The sequence below is a fragment of the Candidatus Koribacter versatilis Ellin345 genome, from assembly GCF_000014005.1.
GTDB classification, from domain to species: Bacteria; Acidobacteriota; Terriglobia; order Terriglobales; family Acidobacteriaceae; genus Korobacter; species Korobacter versatilis_A.
Window position 1 is genome coordinate 3083739 of record NC_008009.1, and the last position, 25429, is coordinate 3109167.

Consider the following 25429-nt stretch of genomic DNA (forward strand, 5'->3'; position numbering starts at 1 on the left):
AAGGATCCCTGTCTGCTCCGAAGTTTCAGTACAGCAAGTACTTCCCTCTCACCTTCTCAAACTCTTCCAGTCGCTCGCGATACCCATCCGCAATCCGTCGCGGATCCACTCCGGCTTTGATCTCCGCCAGTACTTCTTTATTCACGAGAAGTCCGTCCAGCTTGTCCACGTGCCACTGCTGCGGATAGAGCGTGTACAACGCCGAAACCAACTCGACTCCCAGCTCGGGCGAATCCAGGAACTCCCGATCGGTGAGCACGATGTTTACGCCGAAACATTTTTCATTTGCATATACCGCGCTCGTGGGCGCGAACTCGATCGGCACAAATCGCACGCCGGGAATTCTACGCGCATTGAGATACGCAGCAAGTTCCTGCGCCTTGATCCACGGCGCACCGACCACTTCGAACGGTGTGTCCGTGCCGCGCCCGACCGAAATGTTGGTGTACTCGATCAGCCCAACGCCGGGATAAAGAATCGCCTCCGTCAAACTGCGCAGATTCGGCGACGGATTGATCCACAACTGTCCGGTCGAATCGAACCAGTCGCCCCTCTCCCAGCCCTGCATCTTCACTACCGTGAGCTTGGCGTGAATGTTGCGCGTCTCGTTATAGAGCTTCGCCAGTTCGCCGACGGTCATACCGTGCCGAGGAGGAATGGAGGTGTAATTCACAAAACTCTCGGTTCCAGGATCCGACACAGGCCCTTGCACCGACACCCCGCCGATTGGGTCGGGTCGATCAAGAACGATGAACTCCTTCCCTGCTTTCGCACAAGCTTCCAGAAAATATCCAAGCGTTGCTTCGTAGGTGTAAAACCGCACGCCAGCGTCCTGGATGTCGTAGACCACCGCGTCCAGCTTCGCGAGCGCATCCTGCGACGGACGCTTCTTCGCATCCGAGCCACCGTAGACGCTGTAGATGGTTACGCCGGTCACCGCATCCTTCGAGTTGCCGACGTTCGTCTGATCCAGTGCGCCGGCAATGCCATGTTCCGGGCTGAAGATGGCCGTCAACTCCACTCCAGGGGCGTGCGCCAGCACGTCGATCGTCCGCCGGCCCTGCGCGTCGAACCCGGTCTGGTTCGTCACCACGCCAATGCGCAGCTTGCCGCCATTCTTCGCCTTCAGCGCCTCGAAGCCGTTTTTCTCGAGAACATCAATCCCGTTCAAAACGGTCGCATTGCGAGCCACGACCCTGCGCGACGACGGATTCGTTTCGCCATATCCCGTGATCTCCGCCAGTCGCAACTTCGCGTCATCACTCACGTGATTGTTGAGCGCCGCCGCCACCGCCGTCGCCAGCCGCGTGCGCAGCGCGATGACATTGCCTTTCGGCTGGTGCACCGCGTTCGTCAGCAGGATGATGTAGGTCTTGGTCGTCGGGTCAATCCACAGCGACGTACCGGTGAAGCCGGTATGCCCAAAGCTCCCGACCGGCAGTAATTCACCGCGATTCGTCGCGTACGGCGAATCAATGTCCCAACCCAAACCGCGCAGCCAAGGCTGGCCTTGCGGCTGCTGCGGCGTTGTCATCTTCTCGACCGTCAGAGGTGACCAGATCCGTCCATCGTTGTCGAGAATCGCCTGCGCGAATTTCGCCACGTCATCCGCGGTCGAGAACAAACCTGCGTGACCAGCGACGCCACCCATCATGCGCGAAGTAGGATCGTGCACCGTCCCGCGCAGCATTTGTCCGGTACGCTCATCGACTTCCGTCGGTGCGATCTTGTCGCGCCACGAGGCAGGCGGTAGATATTGCGTATGGTCCATGCCGAGCGGTTCAAAGATCCGCTCTTTCGCGTAGCGTTCAAGCGGCTCGCCGCTCAGCTTCTGCACCATCTCGCCGAGCACGATGAAGTTGATATCGCTATAACGAAACACCGAACCCGCCGGGCTGGTCGGCTTTTCGGCGTTCGCCCGCTTGTAGCCCTCGTCCAATCCGCTCCAGTACGGCTTCAACTCGAGATCAGGTTGCAGCCCCGAGTAGTGCGTCATCAAGTCCCGGACAGTAATGTCCTGCTTGCCGTTCGCTGCAAAATCCGGGATGTAGCGCGAGACTGGATCGGCGAGCTTGATCTTCCCCTGGTCGAAGAGCTTCATCAGTGACGAGGTCGTTGCAATCACCTTAGTCAGCGACGCCATGTCGAAGATCGTGTCCACCGTCATCGGTTCGCGCTTCGGCGTGAGCGCTCGCGAACCGAACGCTTTGCGATAGACGACTTTGCCATCGTGTCCGATGATGACGACCGCGCCCGGCGCGAGTTCGCGCTGCATGGCGTCATTCAGGATTCCATCGAGCACGTTCAGCCGCGGATCGCTTTGTTCCTGCGCGACCGCCAGCGGAGCAACCAAGGCGAGAGTTAGAAGCAGAATGAGCGAGAGATGAAAGCGCAACATTTGTTTCAACAGCGGGGTCCCTTCACGAGCAGAATTGCCGCTATTATAAAGGCGCGAGAAGCCAACAGGATTGATGCCGCAGATACCGCTCGAACCCGCCTACGCTGACCAGGAGAAGCAGTTCGCCCGAGCCTTCGCGATCCTCCGCGCTGGCATCGGCGAACACGTCATGCCCGGCGCGACGATCGCCGTCACACACGGCGGCAGAATGATGGCGTGGGAAGCCTTCGGACGTTTCACCTACGACCCAGAATCGCCCTTGGTACGTCGTGAGACGATCTTCGATCTGGCATCGGTAACCAAGGCCGTTGCGACGACCACAATCGCCGCCATTCTGCACGAACGCGGCCAACTCAACCTGAACCAGAAAGTTCACGAACACTTCCGCGAGTTCCGCGATGGCGGCAAATCGGATGTAACTATCGCAATGTTGCTCTCGCACAGCTCCGGACTGCCGTCCTACGAAAAGCTCTTCCAGCGTTGTCGATCGCGCGAGGACCTACTTGGATCTGCGGCCGCAGCGCCGCTTGCGTATCCGCCCGGCGCGCGCAGTGAATACAGCGATCTCGCCTTCATCCTGCTCGGCGAAATTCTTACGCGGATCGCCGGTGAGGACCTCGACGGTTTCGCTGCCCGCGAAATCTTCGCTCCTCTCGGAATGACAACTGCCGAGTACTGCCCTGCTCCGGAGGGTCGCCAGGAAATTCCGCCCGCGCAGGACGATCGCGAATTCCGCCACCGCACCATTCAGGGCGAAATAGACGACGAAAATGCAAGCGTGATGGGCGGCGTCGCCGGACACGCCGGTCTCTTCGCCAACGCTTATGATCTCGCGCTCTTCGCCGAATGCATGTTGCGCGGAGGTGCGCCAATCCTGAAGCCCGAGACAGTTCAGCTCTTCACAAATCGTCGCGCCGCGCCCTACGGAACCAGCTTCTCGCTCGGCTGGGACACACCTTCCCAGCCATCGCAATCTGGCACGAAACTTTCCGCGCGCGCCTTCGGGCACCTCGGCTTCACCGGCACTTCTCTTTGGATCGATCCTGTAAAGCAGCTTTCGATCACGCTGCTCACCAACCGCACCTGGCCGCATCGGCAATCGCAGGCAATCAAGCAACTTCGGCCCGCGGTGCATGATGCTATTGTGGAAGCAATACCTCACGATGAGATATAAACCCGCAAACGATACCGCCAATCTTCGCACCGAGCGCCCTAACCCGGTTTCCGCTGATCTCGATATCAAGTCGCCGCTAGAAATTGTCGAGATCATCAATCGTGAGGACCAGAGGGTCGCGAAGGCGGTAAAGAAAGTCCTGCCGCAGATCGCCGAAGCCATCGCGCTCGTCGAGTCTGCGTTGCGTCGCGGTGGACGGCTGATCTATGTCGGCACCGGTACCAGTGGACGCATCGGCGCGCTCGACGCCAGCGAGTGTCCGCCAACCTTCAACACTCGTCCTGAACAGGTACAGTACCTGATTGCGGGCGGCGAGCAGGCATTGGCCAACGCCGTGGAAGCCAGCGAAGACTCGCGCGAAGTAGGCCAGGCCGACATGGCGAAGCGCAAGCCGGGCAAGAAAGATGTCGTGATTGGACTCGCCGCCAGCGGGCGAACGCCGTACACCATCGCCGCCATGGAGTACGCGCGCCGCAAGGGCTCGAAGACAGTTGCGATTGTTTGCAACCCTGAATCGCCGCTCGCGGATGCTGCCGATGTCGCTATTGAAGTCGAAGTCGGCCCTGAAGTCGTCAGCGGTTCTACCCGCATGAAGGCTGGCACGGCGCAGAAGATGATCTGCAACATGATCACCACCGGCGCGCTCACGCGGCTCGGCTACGTGTACGGCAACCTGATGGTGAACTTGCACCTGAAGAACCAAAAGCTCGTGGAGCGAGGCATTCGCATCGTGCAACAGGTCACCGGACTCTCTGCCGATGATGCCATCCGCCTTATAGAAAGCGCTGACGAAAGCCTGCCCATCGCGTTGGTGATGAACGAAGCTGGTGTGAGCAAGACGGAAGCCACCAAACGCCTGAAGAAGGCCGGCGGCAGCGTGCGGAAAGCGATCGCCGGCCGCTAGTCCGGTTCCGGCGCTTCCACAGAGGCCCCACGCTGGTCTTCCGGAAGCGCACTCGCAATCGCCGTGCTGACCGCCTGCATGAGCGCCTCGCGTCCGCCCGCCTGCGCCAAAGTGATCGGTGGGTGGAACGTCAGCGTTACTGGGCCGGGCGTGATCGCAAAGCGATGCTTGGGCCACATCTCGTAGCTACCGGCGATGGTGACGGGGATGACTGCCGCGCCTGATTCTTCGACAAGGTAAAACGGACCCTTCTTCAGCGGACGCATCTTGCCATCGCTCGAACGCGTGCCTTCCGGAAACACCGCCATATGCAACCCGTGCTGCATGACGTCGCTCGCGGCGCGAATACTGGCCACTGCGGCTTCACGATTGCTGCGGTCCACCGGCACCAGTTGTGCCAGTTTCATCGCCGTCCCAAGCAGCGGGATCCGGAACAATTCCTTCTTCACCAGCACCGACGTTCGTCCGGGGATCAGCGGAATCACGATCGGCGGATCCATGTTCGACACATGGTTCGACATGAAAATGTAGTGCTGCCCCGGCTGGATATTCTCGAGTCCCACGATCGTGATCTTCGCACCTGCCATCTTCGCGCCCATCAGTGCGCCCCAAACTGCGGCCCTGTAGAGCGGTTCGACGTGCTTCGTGATGAACATGTATGGGATGCCCCAGAGGCCGTTGAGCACCGTCCACACGCCCCACCAGATCATTACGAGCACGGTCCGAATCATTTGTGTGCTCCGCTCTCCATGTCGTCGCCACGGATCCACGCCGCGCGTTGAGCGCGCTGTTCCACGCTGGCGGCCGGCTCTTCGACGACCGAAAACGCAGGGCCCTTTGATTCCGCCAGCGTCACCTTTACGGCCATGGTTCGGGTGCGCGAGGCGAATCGAAACGTCACCGTGTCGCCCGCCTTGTGGCCGACGAGGTAGTGCGAGAGATCACCCATGTACTCGTGTTCATCGATGGCCGTCAATGTATCTCCGGCATGCACGCCCGCGGCTTCCACCGCGCTTCCCGGCGTCACCTTGGTCACCTCCGGCAGGCCGGTGAAGTTCACGGATGCGTCGAACCCAGCATCTACGCCCAGGATCGCAAACGGCTGCAGCGTCAGCCCGACGAAACGGAGATAGTCATCGTACGGGATTGGCACCGTGCTGCGAACGTACTTATCGAAGAAGGATTGGAAGCTGCCACCGGCGACTTTTTCCGCGGCCTGCTGGACCGCGTTGGAATCGTCGTAGTAGCGGTGCTTTTTAGCGTATTCGGCGTTGAGATAAATGAACAGGTCGCGTAACGACTTTGTTCCCCGCGTCCGCTTGCGCATCTCGAGATCAAGCAAAACGCCTAACAATTCTCCGCTGGTGTAGTACGAAACGCTGCGCTCCGGACGCCGATAGTAGGCGTGGCCTTCCATCCATGCCTCCAGGCTCGAGGTCTCAGGCGACTGGAATTTGTGCGCGGGACGAGCCTCAAAGTCGCTAATCACTGCCGAGAGATGCGACAGATACCCGCGTTCATTCTCCAGCCCCGCCCGCACCAGCATCAGTTCCGACGCGGTACTTGTCACGCCCTCGGCAAACCACAGTGCGCGTGTGTACTGCTCATGCTGAAAGTCGACGGGCTGGAGCGATTGCGGCCGGATCCTCTTCACGTTCCACAGATGAAAGAACTCGTGCGCCGAGGTACTGATGGGAGCAAGCGCGTTTTCGTGCATGCGGTCCGCCGGCGCGGAGATCGCGGTACCGTAGCTGTGCTCCATGCCGCCGCCGACGGGCCCGCGTGGGAAGTGATACAGGAACGTGTATTGGTCGAACGGACGATCGTGCATCCAGTCAACCGAAGCGTGGACGACTTTACGCAGCGCATCCTGGATGGCGGGGAGGTTGTAATCAGCGTCATCCGCATCCACAACAATCCGATATTGGGCACCATCTTCGTCGAAGGCCGCGATCTTGCTCGCCGACATCTCCACCGGACTGTCCACGAGAGCGTCGTAACTCACGGGACGCGCGAGCCGGTGCGCGGTTTCATCGAACAAACCAAGGTCGCGTAACGACCATGTCGCAGGAAGATCAGAAACGGCCAGCATCAACGGAGCGTTGCGATCTCCGTAGAGCAACACCTGCGCCCAGTTTAGAAAAACGTGATCGCTGCTCGCCTGCGCGCTGAACGGCCCGGGAACATTCGCATTCAGGTTGTATTCAATGACCGCGCAGCCGTTTGACGGCGGAACTCTCCAAGCGGAATTCCCCTCCGCCTCGACGCTCAACGCGGTTCCATTGCCATCGTGTGCTTGTAGTTCGGTCGCGTACTGCGCGAAGTCACGTACCTGGTAGAGCGCGTTCCATACCGGCATTTGGAAAACCGTCGGCTTCGTGGCGCGGTATCGGATGGACACGTGCAGTTGATGGCGGTCGTGATCGGCGACCGAGACGAAGTACTCGTATTGCGGATTACCCGGCAGCGGCTCCGGCGAAGCGCACGTGACCGCAGCGGCCGAGAATCGCGAACAATAAACGATGAACCACAACACGCTGCATACGAGTCGAACCGCGGCGTAGCGCCTCACGCGCCAGCCTCGATCCGTGCTGGAAGCTTCTCGTAGATTCCGCCGAAGCCCCCGTTCGAGAGAATGCCAACGACATCGCCCGCGGCAAGCTGGGGCGCGATTGCCGCCACAATTTTGTCCGCGCTCGCGTGCAGTTCGGCAGGAGTTCCCAATTGGTTCAACTCCGCGACAACATTCGCAGGATCCAAACGCTCTTTCTCCGGGATCGCTTCCGATTTGAAGGTGGCCGCCAGCACCACGCGATCAGCAATGCGCAAACTTTGCACCAACTCGTGCTGAAAAACATTGCGGCGAAGCGTGTTCGATCGCGGCTCGAGCACCGCCCAAAGGCGTCGTCCCGCGTAGCGGCTGCGCAACGCTTTCAGCGTCTCGGCGATGGCGGTGGGATGGTGCGCGAAATCGTCAATGATGGTGATGCCTTTCACTTCGGCCTTGACCTCCAGGCGGCGCTTCACGCTCTTGAAGTGGTGGAGGGCTTCGGCGATGGCATCCGTGTCAATCGCGTAGTGAGCGGCCATCGCGGCCGCAGCGGTGGCGTTCAACACGTTGTAATCGCCTGCGATGGGAAATTCGAAATGCGCCCAAGGTTCTCCGTTGCGCAGGACTCGCCACGATGTCTTCTCGGGCGCGTGCTCCACGTCCACAATTCGCCAGTCTGCGCGCGCGGTGAAACCGTAGCGCTCGACTTTGCAGAACGCTTTCGTCACGCACTCGTCCACATTCGGGTGCCCGTCCCACGCGAGGATGCAGCCGCTTCGTGGCACCAGATTGACAAGCCGCTTGAACGCGGTCTTCACTTCATCGAGGTCCTTGTAGATGTCAGCGTGATCGAACTCGACAGCGGTAAGGATGAGCGACTTTGGAAAGTAGTGGAGGAACTTCGGTCCCTTGTCGAAGAACGCGGTGTCGTACTCATCGCCTTCGATAATGAACTCCGCGCCATCGGCGACGGCGAAGCTGGAGCCGAAGTTCTCGGCGATTCCACCAATCAAAAACGATGGGTTGCGACCCGCATGATGAAAGATCCACGACAGCATTGAGGTCGTTGTCGTTTTTCCATGCGTACCGGCAATGGCGATGACTTCGCGGTCGTGGAGAAATTCGCGGTGCAGCAGCTCCGCCATCGAAGTAAATGGAATGCGGCGATCGAGCACGTACTCCAGCTCGACATTGCCGCGTGAAATCGCATTGCCAACAACGACGAGGTCAGGCCGCGGATCGAGGTTTGCTTCCGCAAACGGCTGTGCGACGGACACGCCGATCTTCGCCAGGAAGTCCGACATCGGAGGATAAGCAGCGGCGTCGGAACCTGAAACGCGAATCCCGCGTTCTTTCAACATGCCAGCGAGCGACGCCATCGCGGTACCGCATACGCCGATGAGATGAATATGAGGGCCGTTCATTGCTTGGATGGTTCCTTGAGTATGCGCGGCGCGCCGGTTCCCTGCGCGACTGCCGCTTCACATCTGAGCCGCACCGGTTCGCCAACTTCAAGTTTGGCGCACACTCCGAAGGGCAACACGCGGTTCGCGGCACGTACGTGTCCGGACGAAAGCCCAAACGCGACCGGAACGCCGAGCGGTGCGAGAATGCGCAGAATGACTTCCTGCAAGGTGTAATCCTGTCCGTGGGGCTGCTGGCAATCGAGCATTTCGCCGAAGACGAAGGCGCGGACCGTCTTGAACTTGCCTGCCAGCAGCAACTGCCGCAGCATGCGATCGATCTGGAACGGCTTCTCGTTCACGTCTTCGAGAAACAGGATCGTGTCTTCGGTTTTGAATTCGTAGGGCGTGCCCATCGAGGCTGCGAGCAGCGAGAGGCATCCGCCGTAAAGCACACCTTCCGCACTGCCCTTCACCAGTGGCTGTACTTCATCAATCGAGAACGTATGCTCATAATCCGAGGCATTGCCGAGCACCGCCATCCAGGTCTCGAGATCAATTCCGTACTCGCGGCCGAAGTCCTTCGTCACCATCGGCCCGTGAAACGTCACCAGCCCGTGATCCGTGAGCCACGTGAGCAGCACGGTGATATCGCTGTAGCCGACGAATGGCTTGGGATTCGCCAGCAGCTTCTCGATTGGGAGCTTCGGCAGCAAGTAGTTCACGCCATATCCGCCCCGCGCGCAGACGATGGCCCGCACCTCGGGATTCGCGAACATGTGCTCCAGTTCAGCGACTCGCCGCTCGATGGAACCGGCAAAGTACAAGTCACGTTCGACAATCGATTCGAGAAAATACGGCTTGTAGCCCATGCGCTCCAGCGCGGCGCATCCGGCGAGCAACGCGGGGCGGTCAATATTGCTGGCGGGCGCCACGATGCCCACGGTGTCGCCGGGCAGTAGCGCCGGCGGCCGGATTGTGGCGCGTGGCGGCATGCGAAACGCCATCTTAAATGAAAAACTCGCCAGTGCAGACGATCGTCGCAGGCCCAGTGAGCGTAATTTCACCGCTCCACTCCACGGTTTGCGCACCGCCCGGCGTGGCGACGCGCACCGGAGACTCGCATTTACCGGAGTGAATCGCGGCGACGGCCGACGCACAAGAACCGGTGCCGGAGGATTGCGTCTCGCCTACACCGCGCTCGTAGAGCCGGACATCCAGCGAATGTCGATCGAGTACCTTTACGAATTCAATGTTCGTTCCCAAGGGAAAATGCGGCGTTCGCGCGACCGAATCGGCGAGAACTTGCCAGCCTTCCTCGAACTCTTCGACGAAGATGACGAAGTGCGGATTGCCGGTGGAGAGCTGGATTCCAGTCGTTTCATGGTGCCGGGTCTTCACTGTTAGTTCGCCAGCAATCTCGGGCTTCCCCATCGCGGCTTTGAACTCAAACGACGTGCCGTTGTGTACGGTCAGTTCGCAGGCCTTCACTCCTGCGCCGGTCAGAATGCGAATCTTCGTTGCGCCGGTGTGGTCGGAGATGCAGGCAGCCACGCACCGTGTGCCGTTTCCTGAGACCTCGGCTTCGCTGCCATCGGCGTTAATAAGGCGCGCTTCGATGTCGGCTTCCGATGTCGGCAGGATCCACTCCACGCCGTCTGCGCCAACGCCGTTATGGCGATCGCAAAGCCGCCGCGAAAGTTCGGAGGGATTGTCACCTGCATGCGCAAAATCAATGACAAGGAAATCGTTGCCGCAGGCGCTCGCCTTGGCAAACGGAATCGACGGCATGGCTTACTCCCGTTCGGGTGCGGAGAAGGTATTCACGCGGGTAATGCAGCTCACCGCCTGCAAGCTGGAGAGAAGGCGCTGGCGTTCGCCCAGCGTGCTGGTGACCACAAATTGCATCCGGTAATGACCGTTCGACTTGCTCACCTGAACGCTCTCCATCACATGGTGCATGTCTTCCAGGAGTTCGTTGATGTGATTCGTGAGTTCGTCGGCGTTCTCGCCGTAGACCTCGTAGAGCGTCGGAATGGGCTTAAGGTTGAACTTTGTCTCGACGAAGCCGAGACCGATCAACGAGAGCAAGATGAGGATCGTGGAGAGTACGGCGGTCAGATACATACCGCCGCCTGCAGCCATGCCCACTGACGCCACTACAAACAACGTCGCAGCCGTGGTGATTCCCTGCACCGAACCACGCGAATGGAGAATAGATCCCGCGCCAATGAAGCCGATACCGGGAATGATCTGCGCCGCCACACGGGTGTGATCGCCGGTGAATTCGCCGGCCAGTTCCGCGGAAAGCACCGTGAACATCGCGGCGCCGAGGCAAATGAACATGTTGGTGCGCAGTCCCGCTGGCTTGTGCTTCAGTTCGCGCTCAAGGCCAATACAGCCGCCAAGGACCGCCGCTAATCCAACGCGAAACAGGTTCGAGCCAAGGATCCAGAGCGGTTCAAAATGAAAGCTGTAAGTGCCTGCCCAATTCGGTAAATTCATGGAATTGCAACAAATCATAGCATCGGTATTCGACGGTGAGATTGTGAGGTGTGGTTCCCGGCCTAAAGCGGCCGTGCGTTTCGAGCGGTGCTGCGATAAATCGTGGCCGGGGCCTGATCGCCAACACGCAACACCACGATGCTTTCCAGGCCTTGCGGATGCGCCTTTACGGCTTGCGCGACCTCATCGTTACCGAAGGCGATGATGTAGTCCGCTTTTTCTGCCGGTTGATTGAGGGCTAGTTCCCACTGGTAATAGAGCCCTTCCCAAACCACGCTGTCGAGGTGCCGTCCCGCCATCTGTAACGCGCCGACGTAGGAACCGGTCTGCATCAGGATGGTCGTATCCGGCGGCATCATCTGGATGTAGCGAGCAACGGCAGCGTCCTCCGACATGCGGTTGCGGCCATTGGCCTGGGCCTCGCGCAGACAAATCGGGGTCGCGCGCCACGACGCGTAATAGCCTCCTACCACAATCGCCAGCACGACAACCGGCAGTGCGATCTGCCAGCGTCCCGGCAGCATCGCGCGCTTCCCTAGCGACGCGAGGAACGCCACACTCACGCAGAAGACGGGAATCAGTTCCATCCCGTAACGCACGTTGTAGTAGGAGAACGGCCACCACTCCGGCACGAAGATAGGCACACTGCCGTAGGCGATGGAAAGCGCGTAAAACGGCAACGGCGTCCATAGCAAAAGCCAAAGCCAGCCGCCGCGAACCACGACCGCCGCAATTGCGCTCCCGAGCACCGCAGCCACCATCAGCCAGAACTGCCAGCGGCCTTCCGCCATGTTGGCTTTCGCGGCCTTTAGGAAATACGTCGCCGCGGTAGCCATGTGGTCTTTGCCGGGATAGGGCGGCGCGCCTTGCGGCGTGGTGCGCGCGGCAATCGCCTTCGCGGAATATGGCCCGGTTGCGAAGTCCAGCGGATGTCGTGAGAGCCAGTAGTTGTAGCTCATCCACAAAGCCGGGGTGAGTGTGCACAGCAGCGTGAAGTGAATGGCGGAGCGCGTCAGCAAACGCTTTTGTTTGTCGCTCTGCAAGCTCCAGTTGCGCACCAGAATAAACAGCGCGGCCAGCGCAATGATGAACGTGAAGAACCAACCGTCATAGCGAGTGAGGATCGCTGCCGCGAGTACCATTGCGCAACGCGTCAATGCTTTTGCAGGTCGAAGCGGTTGCTCCGGGTCACGCAAACCGCGCGCGAATGCGTCGAGGTAAAACACCGCCCAGATCATCAGCGCGAGGTAGATGCTCTCGCCCATCGCGGTCGACTGCATGTACAGCAGGTTGGGATTGAGCAAATAGATCCCCGCCGCCACTCCGCCGACCCAGTGCGCGGTTCGCGCCGCTACGAGCCGGTAGAGCCCGACTGCACCCAGCACGAACGCCACCATCGAAGGCAGCGAGCCGCCGATGCCGCTTACCCAGAAGTTGTCATTGAGCAAAAACGGCGCCATCACGAGGTGCGGAAACGGCAGCCACACGGTTCCGAGCTGGCGCAATCCCGGCTCGCGACAATCGAAGATCCGTCGCGCGATGTTGATATGCGCAACGGCGTCGCCGTACAACAGCGTCTCGCCGTGGCGGTAGAAGTACAGGAATGCAGCGAAAGAAAATAACGCGCCCCACAGCGCCACGAATCCCGAGTAGTCAATCGGTAGCGGCGGCGGGGCGGGCTTGGTCTTCTTCATCAGTCGAGGTGGGTGAGATCGCGGAACAGCGCCAGCCGCTTCTCGATCTCCGCGCGGGTCACCGATTCCAGGCGCTCGGTACCGAAGCGCTCGACGGCAAAAGATCCCATCACGCTGCCGTAGAACATCGCCTGCTTGAGCACCGATCGCGTCATCTTGCCCTGCGATGCGATGTAGCCCATGAAGCCGCCGGCAAAGGAATCACCTGCTCCAGTGGGATCAACCACTTCTTCGAGCGGCAATGCCGGAGCGCGGAACGGATGGTGCGTGCCTTCGAATTCGCCGTCGCGGAAAAAAATAGTCGCACCGTATTCGCCATGCTTGATGACCAACGCCTTCGGGCCGAGGTCAAGAACTTTCCGAGCCGCGCGCGGCAGGCTGTTGTCGTGGGCCAGCATCTTCGCTTCGCTGTCGTTGATCAGCAAGATATCCACGCGCTTCAGAGTGTCGTGCAATTCCGCGTTCTTGATATTGATCCACAGGTTCATGGTGTCGCCGCCGACCAGCTTCACGTTCGGCAGTTGCTCACGCACCTGGAGTTGCAGGACTGGATCGATGTTCGCAAGGAAGAGGAAATCGGAATCGCGATAGCCCGCCGGGATCTCCGGCTTGAAATCCTGGAAGACATTCAGGTCGGTGAATTTCGTCTTGGCGTCGTTGATGTTCTCCGCGTGATACTCGCCGCCCCAGTGGAAGGTCTTGCCTTCCGAGTGAACCAGGCCAGTGGTATCAATGCCGCGCGAACGCATTACATCTTCGTGCTTCGCGGTGAAGTCTTCGCCCACAACGGCAATCACACGCACTTTGGTGAACTGGCTCGCTGCCAGCGAGAAATAGGTCGCGGCACCGCCAAGGATTTTTTCTCTCTCCCCATACGGAGTCTTCAAACTATCGAATGCTACCGAACCCACCACTACGATGGACATTGCTTACGCGCCCGCCTTTTGTTCGCCGAAGTATTTACCAATAATCAGTTTGAGTTTTTCTTTGGTAGCCGCCGGAACCACATCTTTATTCGTGATGATCGCCGTCGCTAGCGCCGAGCCACATTTGCAGGTGCGATCTTTCGGCATCGCCGCCACGGCTTCGCGCACCACGCTGCACGCGTTCTCCGCGTTCTTCAGCAGCACGGCGACGATCTGGTCAACGGTCACGGCGTCGTGATCGGGATGCCAGCAGTCGTAATCGGTCACCATCGCCACCGTCACATAGCAAAGTTCGGCTTCGCGCGCGAGTTTCGCTTCCTGCAGGTTGGTCATGCCGATCACGTCGAAGCCCCACGAGCGATACAGGTTCGACTCCGCCTTCGTCGAGAACTGCGGGCCTTCCATGCACACGTAGGTTCCGCCCGCTTTGGCAACCACTCCGGCTTTGTCGGTTGCGTGTTTCACCACCTTCGCCATTTCGCCGCAAACCGGATCGCCAAATCCCACGTGCGCCACGATTCCCTCACCGAAGAACGTGGATACCCGTTGTTTGGTGCGGTCGTAGAACTGGTCGGGAATCACAAACTCGAGCGGCCGATGTTCTTCCTTCAGCGACCCCACGGCGGAGACCGAAATGATCCTCTCCACGCCAAGCTGCTTGAAGCCGTGAATGTTGGCGCGGAAGTTCAACTCGGTGGGAAGCAGCCGATGTCCGCGACCATGCCGGGCCAGGAACGCGACCTTGCGTCCCGCTAGAGTTCCTAAAACGTAGGGATCGGATGGCTCACCAAAAGGTGTAGTCACGCGTACTTCCTGCACGTCTGACACGCCGGGCATGGAATACAGCCCACTGCCGCCAATGATGCCGATTTCAGCCTGCAATACAGATTCTCCTGAGAGCAAAAACGGAACTCATGATTATAGCGAAAGCAAATGTTGTGCTTGCTTGGCGCATAAGCTCTGAGCTAAAACCTTAGTTGCAAGTTAAGGCAACCAATGAGTGATTCCTTCGGTAGTTGTCCGCAATGCGGCTCCGAGAAGGTTCTCCGGTCCCATCGCAAAGGCGTTAAGGAAAAGGTCTTGAAGCTCTTGACGCCATCCATCCGTTTCTATCGCTGCCACAAATGCGGGGCGCGCTTCATCCGCGAAGGCCGAGACAACAACGGCGCGAAGTGACTTTCTCTACTTTACCGGTCTTAAGAACGGCGTCATCATCATTCCATCCGTCGCCGTATATCGCCGAAAGTCGAACATAAACCCGGACGGCTGCAAGAGTAGCGTCGTTTTTGCGGTCCCGTCATTCGCTGCGAGCGCGGCGTCGCGCAACTTCACCGCCTCGGCATCCGGGAAACTCTCCGTCACGATGACAACATTTTCATCGCGTTCCACCGACACAGTCCCTTGATCTGTCTGCTTGCGCACTATTGTGTCAGGCGCTTTTCCTGCCGCTGCGTTCGCCTTGTCTGCTGGCGCCGCGATCGCGCGTAGAGACTTGTAACGTTGCTTCCAGGAATCCGTGAAGATTCGCGCGAATTGCGCCGCGACGTCGTTGTCGCTCCATCGCGACACGTAAATAAAAGCTACCGAGTCTGAAGGCGAGCCTTTTTTGCGCGCGGCGTAGTAATAGCCCCCGCGCCAGCCCGGGGTCAGATCGCGCGATGTATCGGCATCTGCATACAACTCCATCAGTACATTCACGTCAAACTGGCCGAGCGCGCCGAAGTCCATCTGCTCCCAACTCTTGCCCAGCAATTTGTCGAAGTTCGGCACGGTAAGCAGCGGGATGTGTTTGCCATTGAGATATTGCCGCGGCTGCATCACCTCTCGCGTGTCGGCCGGCGGAGTGTCGAGCGTTCCCTTGAAGGCCGCGTCTTTCCCCTGCGCTCGCAGAACCTGTTCTTCGAACTCCGTGCCTTCGCGATAAGCAAACATCATGGCGCGCTTGATGTACAACGGTGCGCTGGCAAAGACCGGCGATCCGGCGGCGTCCATCATTTGATCTTCCATCATCTTCACGGCATCGGGAGCATCTGCGGCGGACCGGCCCATCGGCACCAGGCTGTAGTCAATCAGCACCAGCATCGCCTGGCCTTCCGTTACCGATTGCCGCGCCACCCGCAGTTCATCCAGCGCCAACTGTTCCGGCAGCGAATACTTCTTCCCTTCCGGCTTTCCGCCGTTCTGCCATTTCTCGAGATCGGTGTACTGGTCCTGCAACGCGTGCGTCAATTCGTGCGCCATCACCGGCTTTTGCACTTCTGGCGGAAGCCAGTCGAGCATGTTCATGGTTTTGGTTTTGGTGTCGTAATAGCCGGCGACCTGCTCACGGAGCATCGCGACCATAAACTTCCGCAGATTGAAGTCCGTCGGCAGGAGGCCGAATTTCTTCATCACGAACTCGGACTGCTCCATGCGCTTGTTGTCCGGGTCTTCCTTCATACGCTGCTCGACGAACTTCTCCACCTCATCGCGGGACGTGAGCTTGTGCTTCACCTCGTGCTTGATCGGCAGGCCCGACTGCTGGCTGGCGAACTTCAGGATCTCGTCGACGGAATTAAATAGTTCCTGCGCCTCTTGCGGCGTGATCTTCTTCTCGGCCTGCCTGTCCACCCCTTTCGACTTCTCTTCGGAAGGCTTCTGGGTCTCAGGCGCAGGCGTCTGCTGCTGGCCGGACTCGGTCTGTGGTTCCGGAGGCGGAGGATTCTGGGTTTGACTTAGAGCAGGCTGGCAGGCGATACCCAGCGACAGCAGGAGCGCGGCGACGATTGGACGCATGGACACACCAAGATTAAAGCACAGCGCTCGACGGCAAGTGTTCGGAAAGCCCAAGGCTGGTTGGTCTCGAATCCTGCGGGCCTTCGTTATAATCAAAGGTTCTGTATGCGTAATTCCTTGCTTCAAGAGAAAACCGCGCCGGCACGGATGGGCGAGTACCACGGTGCGCACGCAGCCGCCGTCTACACCGACGTCGCCCGCGAATTCGATGCCCTTCGTACCGGAGCCGCTGTTTACGAAGCGACCTGGCGCGCAAAGATCGTCGCGACTGGCGAAGACCGCGTCCGCTGGCTCAATGGCATGATCACGAACAACGTTCGCGATCTCGCTGTCAGCCGCGGCGTATACAGCTTTGTCCTTAACGCACAGGGCCGCATTCAGGGCGATCTCATCGCTTTTCAGCGTGGCGATTACATCCTGCTCGAAACCGATGAATCGCAGGCCGAGTCGCTGACCGCTCTGTTCGATCGCTTCATCATCATGGACGACGTTGAAATCGCGAATGTCAGCGAGAAGCTGGCCTCCATCGGTGTAAAGGGACCGAAGGCCGCAGAGGTCCTTCGCGAAGCTGGTTTCCCTGCCGATCTCAAAGCACTCGATGTCGTGGATGCGACCTGGAACGGCGTCGGCATTTCCGTCGCCTGCGGCGCGAGCGAGCAGTTCCCCGAATTCGAAATCTGGTTCGCGCCGGAACATACCGTGGCCGTGTGGGACGCGCTGGTTTCCGCCGGAGCTCAGCCCGTAGGCTACGAAGCCCTTGAGTTACATCGCATTGCGACCGGCATACCCGCCTTCGGACAGGACATTCGCGAGCGCGATCTCCCGCAGGAGACCGCGCAGAGTCACGCGCTACACTTCTCCAAGGGCTGCTACGTCGGCCAGGAGATCGTCGAGCGCATCCACTCGCGCGGCAATGTTCATCGCGGATTTACTGGTTTCTCACTTTCGCAACTCGTAAACTCCGGGACAAAGCTCGTCAGAGACGGCAAAGAAGTTGGCGAGATCACCAGCGTTGCCGAACTGCCATCCAAGAAAATCATTGCCCTTGGCTATGTGCGCCGCGAGGCAGCTACCAGCGAGCTTGTTGCCGGTGACGCAACTGCCAAAGTACATCCCTTACCGTTTGAGTTTTAATTATGGCCGATAAGAAAAACGAAAGCTTCACCGTAACCGACCGCCGCAAGTTCACTATCGACGGCGATGTCCGTCCTGACGCTCCACGCGAAGAAGAGGCTCCCGCCGCACCACCCGCTCCGGAAGCGAAGCCCGATTCGAACGTGAAGGAGTTTCCCAAACGCGCCGTCGAGGCGCCCACCGCCGCGGCGGAAACAGAGCCCGAGCAACCCGATGCCGTGAGTATCGAAGAGACGCGCGAGTCGGCGGCTGCCTACAAGCAATCCATTGCCGACATCGACCAGCACCTCGCCGGACAGATGAAGGAACAGGGCCGCACGCCTAAAGACTTCGAAATGAACTTCGAGAAGTTGGTGGCCTCCCTGTACACGACGGCGATCATGCAGCTTGGCCTCGATCCTGCCAGCGGCCAGATGAAGTACCAGCCGGATATCATCGCCGCGCGCCAGACCGTGGACATGCTCTCGATCCTGCAAGAGAAGACCAAGGGCAATCTCGACGCGAAAGAGGGCCGCCTGCTCGACAGCATCCTCTACGAGCTGCGCATGGCCTACATCGAGATCACCAAGATGCTCACGCAGGCGCCGCCGCCCGGAGGATCCGGCAAGCCCTGATGCGCGCCACTCTCACGGTCCTCGGAAGCGGCACGTCGATGGGCGTGCCGACGATCGGTTGCGACTGCGCGGTCTGCAGCTCCAGCGATCCGCATGACCGCAGGCTGCGCCCGTCAGTCATGGTGCAATACGACGGCAAGCTGGTGCTCATTGACACCACACCCGACTTCCGCGAACAGGCACTGCGCGAAGGCATTAAAAAGATCGACGCTATCGTCTATACGCATGGTCACGCCGATCACATCCTCGGCCTCGACGACGTGCGGCCACTCAGTTTTCCGCGCATCACCGGCGGAGCGAGAGTGCCACTCTACGCCAACGAAAAAACCGAGCGCGTGCTGAAACACGTCTTCAAGTACATCTTTGACGACGACTACAAATTCGGCAGCATCGCGCAGGTGGAAATGCACCGCGTGCATCATGAGGCAATCGAACTGTTCGGCGCGAAATTCATCCCGGTGCCGGTGATCCATGGAGAAACCGAGATCTATGGCTACCGCTTTGGTTCGGCCGCGTACCTCACCGACTTCAGTTCGATACCCGATGCGTCCATGGAAATGCTGCGCGGTCTCGACATCCTGTTTCTCGACGCGCTGCGCCACAAGCCGCACCCCACGCACTCCACGCTCGACAATTCGGTTTCGATCGCTGAGAAGCTCAAGGCCAAACATACGTACTTCACGCACATCTCCCACGATCTGCCGCACGAGGAAACCAACCGGCAGCTTCCCGCCGGGATTCAACTGGCCCATGACGGCCTGAAACTCGAATTCGAGCTCTGACCGCCATGGACGTCTTCCGCAGCCTCGACGAAATCCCCGCCGGTTATGGACCGACTGTTGTTGCGATCGGCAATTTCGACGGCGTACATCGCGCCCATCAGCGGGTATTAAAAGCACTGGTCAATCGCGCCCACCACATCGGCGGCAAAGCAATTGCCATCACCTTCGACCCGCATCCTACGCGCATTCTGCGGCCTGATTCCGCCCCGAAACTTCTCACGCCGCTTGCGCTGAAGTTACGCTTGATGGCGGCTACTGGCGTGGACGCAACGCTGGTGCTTCCCTTCACTCGCGATCTTTCCAACCTCTCGCCGCGCGAGTTCGTGCAGCGCATTCTCGTGGAAAAACTCGCAACCAAAGAAGTGCACGAGGGCTATAACTTCCACTTCGGGCACAAAGCGTCGGGCAACATTCTCACGCTGGAAGAACTCGGCCGCGAGCTTGGTTTCGTGGTGAAGATCTATCCCGAGATGAAGCTGCGCCAGCACACCGTCTCGAGTAGCGAAGTCCGCAAACTCATTGCCGCCGGTGAGATGTCGCGTGCCCGAACGCTGCTCGGTCGATCGTTCAGCGTCGTCTCGCATCCCGGCCGTGGGCGCGGTTTCGGCCACAAATACACCGTGCCGACGATCAACCTCGTCGAATACAACGAGCAGGTTCCGGGCAATGGCGTTTACATCACCACGACGCGCGTCGCCAACGAGACATTTGATTCCGTAACCAACGTCGGCGTGCGCCCCACGTTCGGCGATGACGGCTTCGCGATCGAAACCCATCTTCTCAACTTCCATCCCATCGAACTGACCGCGCAGACAGAGGTCGAGATCACCTTCCTCAAGCGCATCCGCGACGAAATCAAGTTCCCCCACACCGATGCCCTCAAAGCGCAAATCGGTCGCGACGTGAAGACAGCACTGCGGTATTTCAAGCTGCATACGCGCTACGCACGCTAACTTCAAAACCTTTCACCACGAAGGACACGAAGTAAACGAAGGTGGCTTTGTGTTGCAAGATCGACGGCTTCGGTCTACCGAAATCGTCAACCTAACCAACACAAACCCTTCGTGAACTTCGTGTCCTTCGTGGTTAAGGCCTTTAGCAGTTAGAATCCCCGGATGTTCTCGCAGGCCACTCCCGCGCAGCGCCGCACCTTGCTCGCCGCTGCGCTTGGCTGGGCACTGGATGCTTTCGACGTCATGCTCTACGCGATGGTCGTGGCATACGTCATGCGCGACCTCCGCATTGATAAGCCGACTGTCGGCCTGCTGAACACACTCACACTTCTTGCCAGCGGTATCGGCGGCCTGCTCTTCGGCTGGATCGCAGATCGCGTCGGCCGCACCCGTGCGCTGATGCTCAGCATCGCGACTTACTCGATCTGCTCCTTCGCCTCGGGACTTTCAACTTCGGTGCAGATGCTGGCTGCCTGCCGTTTCGTGCTCGGACTCGGCATGGGTGGCGAGTGGAACACCGGCGCTACGCTCGTAGCGGAAACTTGGCCGACCCATCTTCGTGCGAAAGCCATCGCCGTAGTGCAAAGCTCGTGGGCATGGGGCTACGCTGCTGCGGCGCTCGTTGCCGGACTCACGCTGCAATATTCTCAGAACTGGCGTTATGTGTTCTTCGTGGGCATCGCGCCGGCTTTGCTTCTGCTGTGGATTCAAAAGGAAGTGCCGGAGTCCGAACTCTGGCAGAAACAGCAAACGAACAAAGCACCGAACGCGAAGCTTTCATCGGAACACGTGCGCAACGCGATCGTCTTGCTCGCTCTCAATTTCTTCGGCCTCTTCGCCTGGTGGGGGCTGTTTACCTGGATTCCGCCGTACCTCTCGCTTCCCGTCGAGCAAGGCGGACGCGGCTTCTCGCAACTTGGCACCACCGGACTGCTCGTCTTTCTAAATCTGGTTGGGATGTTCCCCGGCTACATCAGCTTCGGGTTCTTCGCCGATCGCATAGGACGCCGCTGGTCGTTCTTTCTTTATCTTTTCGCTGCCGCCTGCGTAGTTCCGATCTATGCAGCTGCGCGACAGCCGTGGCAGATTCTCGTCATGGGAGCGGTTGTCGCGTTCTTCGGAACCGGCTTCTTTTCCGGCTCCGGCATTGTTGGCTCAGAGCTATTTCCGACGCACGTCCGCGCTCGCGCGCTCGGACTGACCTATAACGGCGCACGCATGCTGAGCTGCGTTGCACCGTACGTCATCGGCTCGCTGAGCATGCACCGCGGACTGAGCGGAGCCTTCGTGGTTTGTGCGGTGGGATTCCTGCTGGCGGCTTTCACCGCGCTCCTGTTACCAGAAACGCGGGGCCGCGAACTTGCGAATTGAAGGCGTAGCGCCTAATTCCCCACTATTGGCGACAACAAATACTGTGCTGCACCCGAATAGGTGAACTTCAGCATCTGTCCTTCGGGCGTGACGATGAGCAGCGACCCAAGAAACGCCGCCATCATCTGGCCTTCATGATCGAGAATTACCGAGCCCTCGTGCAGCGGCGAGCGATACAGAATCTGCCCATTTTCCTGGTCGAGCGTGAAGGTGAGCAAAGCCTGCAAGTGCCCCACCCGATGTACCTCGATGGTCTCGTCCTTGCGGCGAATACCCAGCACTTCTTTGCCGAGACTGTTATGCAGCACCACTTCGCGGTGCAGCGCCATTGAGAAATTGCGCCATCCCAGCGCGCAGCGTTCACTCACCTTCGCCAGGCGCCGCCAGCGCTGCTCGCGCCATTCATGACGTTCCTTGATGAGCCGTTCCAAAGCCGTATGCATGCCCGCACCTCGTGGTTAAGGGGGATTCGACCACTTGCTGCGATTACTTTGCATAATCGTGGGCTACGAAGTAAGCACGCGAATGGGACAAGAATCTTTTGAGTTACGAGTTACTCGATTGGGTCCACCACGATGGCAGGCGCAGTTCCGTCGGATCGCTGCACGAAAGAAATCGCGCTCAACACCACCGCCATCCCAGCCATTTGAACGAGCGTCACGGTTTCGCCGAGGAAGATAGCGGCGATCACTACCGAGAACACCGGCTCCAGCGCGGCAGTCACGATCACCCGCGTCGCATCGAGATGATGCAGCCCGGCGAAGTACAGCGAGAACGGTACCGCCGCCGATGTGATCGAGAACAACACCATGAATGCGTACTGTTTTGGCGCGTAATGCGCGGCAATGATCTTCCACGGTGGGTTCACGATGATCCAGAAGAGCGCCGCGCCGAGTAGTGAGTTCGTCAGCACCGCCCAGCGATCGTAGACCTGCAGTAAGTGCCTTCCGTAGATGCTATAGAAGGCAAATGATACCGCCGCCACCTGCGCTGCCAGCACTCCCACGGTATTCAGCTTGATTCTTCCGGCAGCAATCGCAAGAAATGGAAAATGCCCCACGCCGGCGAACACGCCGATCGCAAACACGCACCCCAACACCGCCAGCACCACGCCCCACACTCGCGAGGCCGTGGCGCGCTGCTGCCGGGTAAACACCATGTACAGCAGCACCCACACCGGCGCCACATATTGAAGAATGATCGCCGTCGCTACCGTCGTTTTCTGGATCGCCAGATAGTAAGCGTAATTCGAGAACGCCAGCCCGAACACGCCTAGCAGAAATGCCTGCAACATTTCGCGCCGCGGCAACTTCGTGCTCGATCGTCCGCGGAGCGTCCACAAGATCGGAGTCACCAGGAAGAATGCGATCGTCGTGCGTGCCTGCGCGAGGATTAGCGGATCAATTGGCCGCAACCCGCCGAGCAATTTCCCCGTAAACGCCGCACGTCCCAGGCTCGCGGAAATTCCCCAGCAGAGTGTGGCTGCGGCTACATACAAATATCCGCGCAGCGGATGCGAGCTGTGTTCTGAGGTCAAACTTCAGGTGTATGGGAATCCGTGGCTCGCGTCAACCCGCGCTCAGCAAACTGCACGGTTCAGCATCGCAGTGCTACTCTCATCGCACCCGGTTAACCCCATGACAGACGCCATTCCCCCAACTCGTCTCGATCTTGCCGATCTGAATCGCGCTCCTCGCTCCGAGGAACAAGTCATCGGCCGCACCGCTCCTGATACCCAACTCTCGGTGACTATCGTCTTGCGCCGTGCTACTGACGCGGCGATGCGCGCCGCCGATCTCGCCGCCCTGCGCGACTTCTCCATACGACATAAGCTCGATCTCGAAGACTCCGGAGACCCGGACGACTTCGTAACCCTGTGCGGACGCGCGGCCGATTTCGAATATGCGTTTCACTTTGAGTTGCTCGACGTGGAACAGGATGGCGACCGTTATCGCCGCTATACAGAAACGCCGTCTCTACGGCCGGGAATCCGCGAAGTGGTCGTCGGCATTTTCGGACTTCGCGACCGTCCCGCGCGTCCGCGTCCGCGGGTCGATCACGGCGGAACCACCGCGCCGTTCTGGACTGCAACCGACCTCGAGCGTGCGTACTCGTTTCCCGAAGGGACCGACGGTGCCGGCCAGACAATCGCACTCATCGAACTCGGTGGCGGCTACGACCCGCAAGACATAGCAGACTTGCTCGCGAGCCTGGGCCGCCCGCTGCCACAGGTGACTTTCCGGCCCGTTGCGAACGCCCTCAACCAGCCTTGCGACGCGGACACGATTCAGCAGTGGCTCGATGTGATCGAAGGGCGCCTGCAATTGTCCGCTGTCGATCCGAAGGTACTCGAGGCCGCACAAGCCACCGCGGAAGTCACCATGGACATCGAAGTCGCTGCCGCACTCGCTCCCGGCGCCCACCTCGTCGTCTACATGGCGCCGCCTACCGAGCAGGGCCTCTACAAAGCGCTTGACGCAGCGATCCACGACACGCCTCCGCTTGTGGATGTCGTCTCCATCAGTTGGGGCGAAGCTGAGCTCTATGTCTCCGACGCCTACAGAAAATCGCTCACGCAACTGCTGGAAGACGCCGCCGCGCGCGGGATCACTGTCTGCGCGTCGTCGGGAGATAACGGCGCGTATGACGATCCGCCCAATCAGACTCTCTGCGTGAACTTTCCCGCCAGTAGCCCACTCGTACTCGCCTGCGGCGGCACCACGATCGCAAGTTATAGTTCCGGAATCCAAAAAGAAGTCGTATGGAATTGCGGTGTGCATGGCATCCACGCTGCCACCGGCGGTGGCGTCAGCGAACACTTCCCGCTGCCAACTTGGCAGGACGCGAAACTCGTCCCAGCATCCGCGAACGGATATCGCGGTCGCGGCGTGCCCGATGTCGCTGCTGTTGCCGATCCTCATAACGGCTGCGAGATTCTCGTGCGTGGAATTCGTTGCAGTTCGTTCGGCACCAGCGCCGTCGTGCCCTTCTGGGCTGCGCTCATCGCGCGTTGCAACCAAGCTTTGGGAAAACGCAGCGGCCAAATCCAGCCAAAACTGTACGAACTCGCCAAGTCCGAGAGTTCACCGTTCCGAGCGATTTTAGAGGGAGACAATTTCTTCTATCGTGCGGCGGCGGGATGGAACCCTTGCACAGGATTGGGAGCTCCAGATGGAAGCCGACTACTCACTGCTTTACGGAGTTGATCCGCGATCGAGAGCGTTGAACGCGGCTACCAAATCGTGTGTACAGCATTACTCGCGCGAATAAGACGGTCGGCTGTGACCAGCGGCGCCCGATGGAAAAGCGCCGTTGCTCCAATCAATCGATCGGTCGGATCCGGAGGATACTCAGGAGGAAATTGGGCTGAAAGAGCGGCGATCTCGCGGGTGATCGGCAGCACCGCATATCGACTCGTCAGTTTTTCTAGAAACGCATCGATCGTTCCGGCATAGGACAGGCGTCCGCGGCGAAGTAGCCAAGCAATCTCGACCAGCGTGATCGCGGATATCCCCGCGCCCTCGACCGAGCCCCTTTGGTCTATGACGAGCGTGGCGGGCGCGCTCAACCTCTCTCGCGCCCCCGCTGCCCAAAGCGCTACATGCGTGTCGAGAACAATCACCGCTTGTCCTTCTTCCCTTCAACCGGCGGGATAACAGGCTCGGTTCCAGAGACGATGTCCCATGACTCCGTTGGATAGGCGGGACTCTCGATATCTCCGATAATCTCAAACTCCCCCTCCATAAAGCCGAGCAAGCTGCCCTTCTTCTTCGAATCGATCGGAATCAGTTTCGCGACCGGCTTTCCGCGCTTCGTGATGAGCACCGGTTCGCCCGTCTCATTCACATCGTCCATCAACGCCAGGCACTGTGCCTTGAACTTCCCTGCTGAAATCGTCTTCATGACCATACTCCTGACCATGGTCATTTTATCATGACCACTTGGCCCGACCAACTGTTTACCTTCAAGATTCCTGCCGCTTTTCGGGTCGAAACCGGCTCCGATCGCTTGCAAAACCTGTGGAAATCGCAGTAAATTAGCGCTTGCTCTCGCGGTTCTCCCCTCCTTCGTGCTGTTTCCCACACATCTGAAATCCCGTGCGTCTAATCTGCGTTCCATTGCCCTCAGTGCAGGAAAGGGCGGCCGGATCTGCGCAATTGTCACATCTCCGGTACAATTAGGTGGGGTTATCCACAAGCAGGCCCAAGATTTAGCGGGTCTGTGCTTGACTCCGCCAGTTCAGCC

At 59.3% G+C, this 25429-nt stretch carries 24 protein-coding genes; 9 read left to right on the plus strand and 15 right to left on the minus strand.

All coding sequences use genetic code 11. The annotated features are described in order from the left end of the window. Positions 1 to 25: 25 nt before the first annotated feature. Positions 26 to 2398, minus strand: coding sequence for an exo-beta-N-acetylmuramidase NamZ domain-containing protein (locus ACID345_RS13470; RefSeq protein WP_148210114.1), 2373 nt, complete (start codon positions 2396 to 2398; stop codon positions 26 to 28). A 73-nt stretch (positions 2399 to 2471) separates the two neighbouring features. Here ACID345_RS13470 and ACID345_RS13475 point away from each other — a divergent pair, with 73 nt between their 5' ends. Together ACID345_RS13475 and murQ are read left to right on the plus strand one after the other, a co-directional pair. Further along, positions 2472 to 3572, plus strand: coding sequence for a serine hydrolase domain-containing protein (locus ACID345_RS13475; protein ID WP_011523418.1), 1101 nt, complete (start codon positions 2472 to 2474; stop codon positions 3570 to 3572). Next, positions 3562 to 4476 carry an N-acetylmuramic acid 6-phosphate etherase gene (gene murQ / locus ACID345_RS13480; RefSeq protein WP_011523419.1) on the plus strand — a complete coding sequence of 305 codons (915 nt, stop codon included), beginning with the start codon at positions 3562 to 3564 and terminating at the stop codon, positions 4474 to 4476. The genes ACID345_RS13475 and murQ overlap by 11 nt, the downstream gene beginning before the upstream one ends. Here the strand turns inward: murQ and ACID345_RS13485 are convergent. From ACID345_RS13485 to mtnP, 9 genes are all read right to left on the minus strand, one after another. Then, positions 4473 to 5207, minus strand: coding sequence for a lysophospholipid acyltransferase family protein (locus ACID345_RS13485; RefSeq protein WP_011523420.1), 735 nt, complete (start codon positions 5205 to 5207; stop codon positions 4473 to 4475). The genes murQ and ACID345_RS13485 overlap by 4 nt on opposite strands. Beyond that, a complete protein-coding gene (locus tag ACID345_RS13490) occupies positions 5204 to 7048 on the minus strand; it encodes a M61 family metallopeptidase (protein WP_011523421.1) in 1845 nt (614 codons plus the stop codon). The genes ACID345_RS13485 and ACID345_RS13490 overlap by 4 nt, the downstream gene beginning before the upstream one ends. Beyond that, positions 7045 to 8451 carry a UDP-N-acetylmuramate:L-alanyl-gamma-D-glutamyl-meso-diaminopimelate ligase gene (mpl, locus tag ACID345_RS13495; protein WP_011523422.1) on the minus strand — a complete coding sequence of 469 codons (1407 nt, stop codon included), beginning with the start codon at positions 8449 to 8451 and terminating at the stop codon, positions 7045 to 7047. Before mpl ends, ACID345_RS13490 begins: the two co-directional genes overlap by 4 nt. Continuing rightward, the gene (locus ACID345_RS13500; protein WP_011523423.1) at positions 8448 to 9437 is read right to left on the minus strand and encodes a S66 peptidase family protein; all 990 of its coding nucleotides are present in this window, start codon (positions 9435 to 9437) and stop codon (positions 8448 to 8450) included. The genes mpl and ACID345_RS13500 overlap by 4 nt, the downstream gene beginning before the upstream one ends. Before the next feature lies 1 nt (position 9438). Next, entirely contained in the window at positions 9439 to 10221 is a 783-nt protein-coding gene (dapF, locus tag ACID345_RS13505; RefSeq protein ID WP_011523424.1) for a diaminopimelate epimerase, read from the minus strand. Between the two features lie 3 nt (positions 10222 to 10224). Beyond that, positions 10225 to 10935, minus strand: coding sequence for an MgtC/SapB family protein (locus ACID345_RS13510; RefSeq protein ID WP_049761901.1), 711 nt, complete (start codon positions 10933 to 10935; stop codon positions 10225 to 10227). A 62-nt stretch (positions 10936 to 10997) separates the two neighbouring features. Beyond that, the gene (locus ACID345_RS13515) at positions 10998 to 12629 is read right to left on the minus strand and encodes an ArnT family glycosyltransferase (RefSeq protein ID WP_011523426.1); all 1632 of its coding nucleotides are present in this window, start codon (positions 12627 to 12629) and stop codon (positions 10998 to 11000) included. After that, a complete protein-coding gene (locus ACID345_RS13520) occupies positions 12629 to 13555 on the minus strand; it encodes a PfkB family carbohydrate kinase (RefSeq protein ID WP_011523427.1) in 927 nt (308 codons plus the stop codon). Before ACID345_RS13520 ends, ACID345_RS13515 begins: the two co-directional genes overlap by 1 nt. A gap of 3 nt (positions 13556 to 13558) precedes the next feature. Next, on the minus strand, positions 13559 to 14437 hold the full coding sequence (gene mtnP / locus ACID345_RS13525) for an S-methyl-5'-thioadenosine phosphorylase (protein ID WP_011523428.1): 879 nt from the start codon (positions 14435 to 14437) through the stop codon (positions 13559 to 13561). 114 nt (positions 14438 to 14551) lie between these two features. On the opposite strand from mtnP, the gene ACID345_RS13530 reads away from it, so the two are divergent. Next, positions 14552 to 14731: a hypothetical protein gene (locus ACID345_RS13530; protein ID WP_041855702.1), complete on the plus strand. Its 180-nt coding sequence runs from the start codon at positions 14552 to 14554 to the stop codon at positions 14729 to 14731. 6 nt (positions 14732 to 14737) lie between these two features. Here ACID345_RS13530 and ACID345_RS13535 read toward each other — a convergent pair whose 3' ends face one another. Further along, positions 14738 to 16330 carry a hypothetical protein gene (locus tag ACID345_RS13535; RefSeq protein WP_011523429.1) on the minus strand — a complete coding sequence of 531 codons (1593 nt, stop codon included), beginning with the start codon at positions 16328 to 16330 and terminating at the stop codon, positions 14738 to 14740. Between the two features lie 105 nt (positions 16331 to 16435). Here ACID345_RS13535 and ACID345_RS13540 point away from each other — a divergent pair, with 105 nt between their 5' ends. From ACID345_RS13540 to ACID345_RS13560, 5 genes are all read left to right on the plus strand, one after another. Further along, positions 16436 to 17464: a YgfZ/GcvT domain-containing protein gene (locus tag ACID345_RS13540; RefSeq protein WP_011523430.1), complete on the plus strand. Its 1029-nt coding sequence runs from the start codon at positions 16436 to 16438 to the stop codon at positions 17462 to 17464. 2 nt (positions 17465 to 17466) lie between these two features. Then, positions 17467 to 18078, plus strand: coding sequence for a DUF1844 domain-containing protein (locus tag ACID345_RS25575; protein ID WP_011523431.1), 612 nt, complete (start codon positions 17467 to 17469; stop codon positions 18076 to 18078). Then, positions 18078 to 18860 (plus strand): MBL fold metallo-hydrolase, encoded by a 783-nt coding sequence (locus ACID345_RS13550; RefSeq protein ID WP_011523432.1) that lies wholly within the window; start codon positions 18078 to 18080, stop codon positions 18858 to 18860. The genes ACID345_RS25575 and ACID345_RS13550 overlap by 1 nt, the downstream gene beginning before the upstream one ends. Positions 18861 to 18865: 5 nt before the next feature. Further along, positions 18866 to 19813, plus strand: coding sequence for a bifunctional riboflavin kinase/FAD synthetase (locus ACID345_RS13555; protein ID WP_011523433.1), 948 nt, complete (start codon positions 18866 to 18868; stop codon positions 19811 to 19813). 162 nt (positions 19814 to 19975) lie between these two features. Continuing rightward, positions 19976 to 21184: an MFS transporter gene (locus tag ACID345_RS13560; RefSeq protein WP_011523434.1), complete on the plus strand. Its 1209-nt coding sequence runs from the start codon at positions 19976 to 19978 to the stop codon at positions 21182 to 21184. An 11-nt stretch (positions 21185 to 21195) separates the two neighbouring features. On the opposite strand, the gene ACID345_RS13565 is transcribed toward ACID345_RS13560, so the two are convergent. Together ACID345_RS13565 and ACID345_RS13570 are read right to left on the minus strand one after the other, a co-directional pair. Then, positions 21196 to 21627, minus strand: a complete 432-nt coding sequence (locus ACID345_RS13565) for a hypothetical protein (protein ID WP_011523435.1) — start codon at positions 21625 to 21627, stop codon at positions 21196 to 21198. Between the two features lie 110 nt (positions 21628 to 21737). Further along, positions 21738 to 22721 carry a DMT family transporter gene (locus tag ACID345_RS13570; protein ID WP_011523436.1) on the minus strand — a complete coding sequence of 328 codons (984 nt, stop codon included), beginning with the start codon at positions 22719 to 22721 and terminating at the stop codon, positions 21738 to 21740. 100 nt (positions 22722 to 22821) lie between these two features. Between ACID345_RS13570 and ACID345_RS13575 the strand changes: the two genes are divergently transcribed. After that, positions 22822 to 24390: a S53 family peptidase gene (locus ACID345_RS13575; RefSeq protein ID WP_049761903.1), complete on the plus strand. Its 1569-nt coding sequence runs from the start codon at positions 22822 to 22824 to the stop codon at positions 24388 to 24390. A gap of 26 nt (positions 24391 to 24416) precedes the next feature. Here the strand turns inward: ACID345_RS13575 and ACID345_RS13580 are convergent, their stop codons facing one another. Together ACID345_RS13580 and ACID345_RS13585 are read right to left on the minus strand one after the other, a co-directional pair. Next, positions 24417 to 24806 carry a type II toxin-antitoxin system VapC family toxin gene (locus tag ACID345_RS13580; protein ID WP_011523438.1) on the minus strand — a complete coding sequence of 130 codons (390 nt, stop codon included), beginning with the start codon at positions 24804 to 24806 and terminating at the stop codon, positions 24417 to 24419. After that, positions 24803 to 25087 carry a type II toxin-antitoxin system Phd/YefM family antitoxin gene (locus tag ACID345_RS13585; RefSeq protein WP_011523439.1) on the minus strand — a complete coding sequence of 95 codons (285 nt, stop codon included), beginning with the start codon at positions 25085 to 25087 and terminating at the stop codon, positions 24803 to 24805. Before ACID345_RS13585 ends, ACID345_RS13580 begins: the two co-directional genes overlap by 4 nt. Between the last annotated feature and the right edge of the window lie 342 nt (positions 25088 to 25429).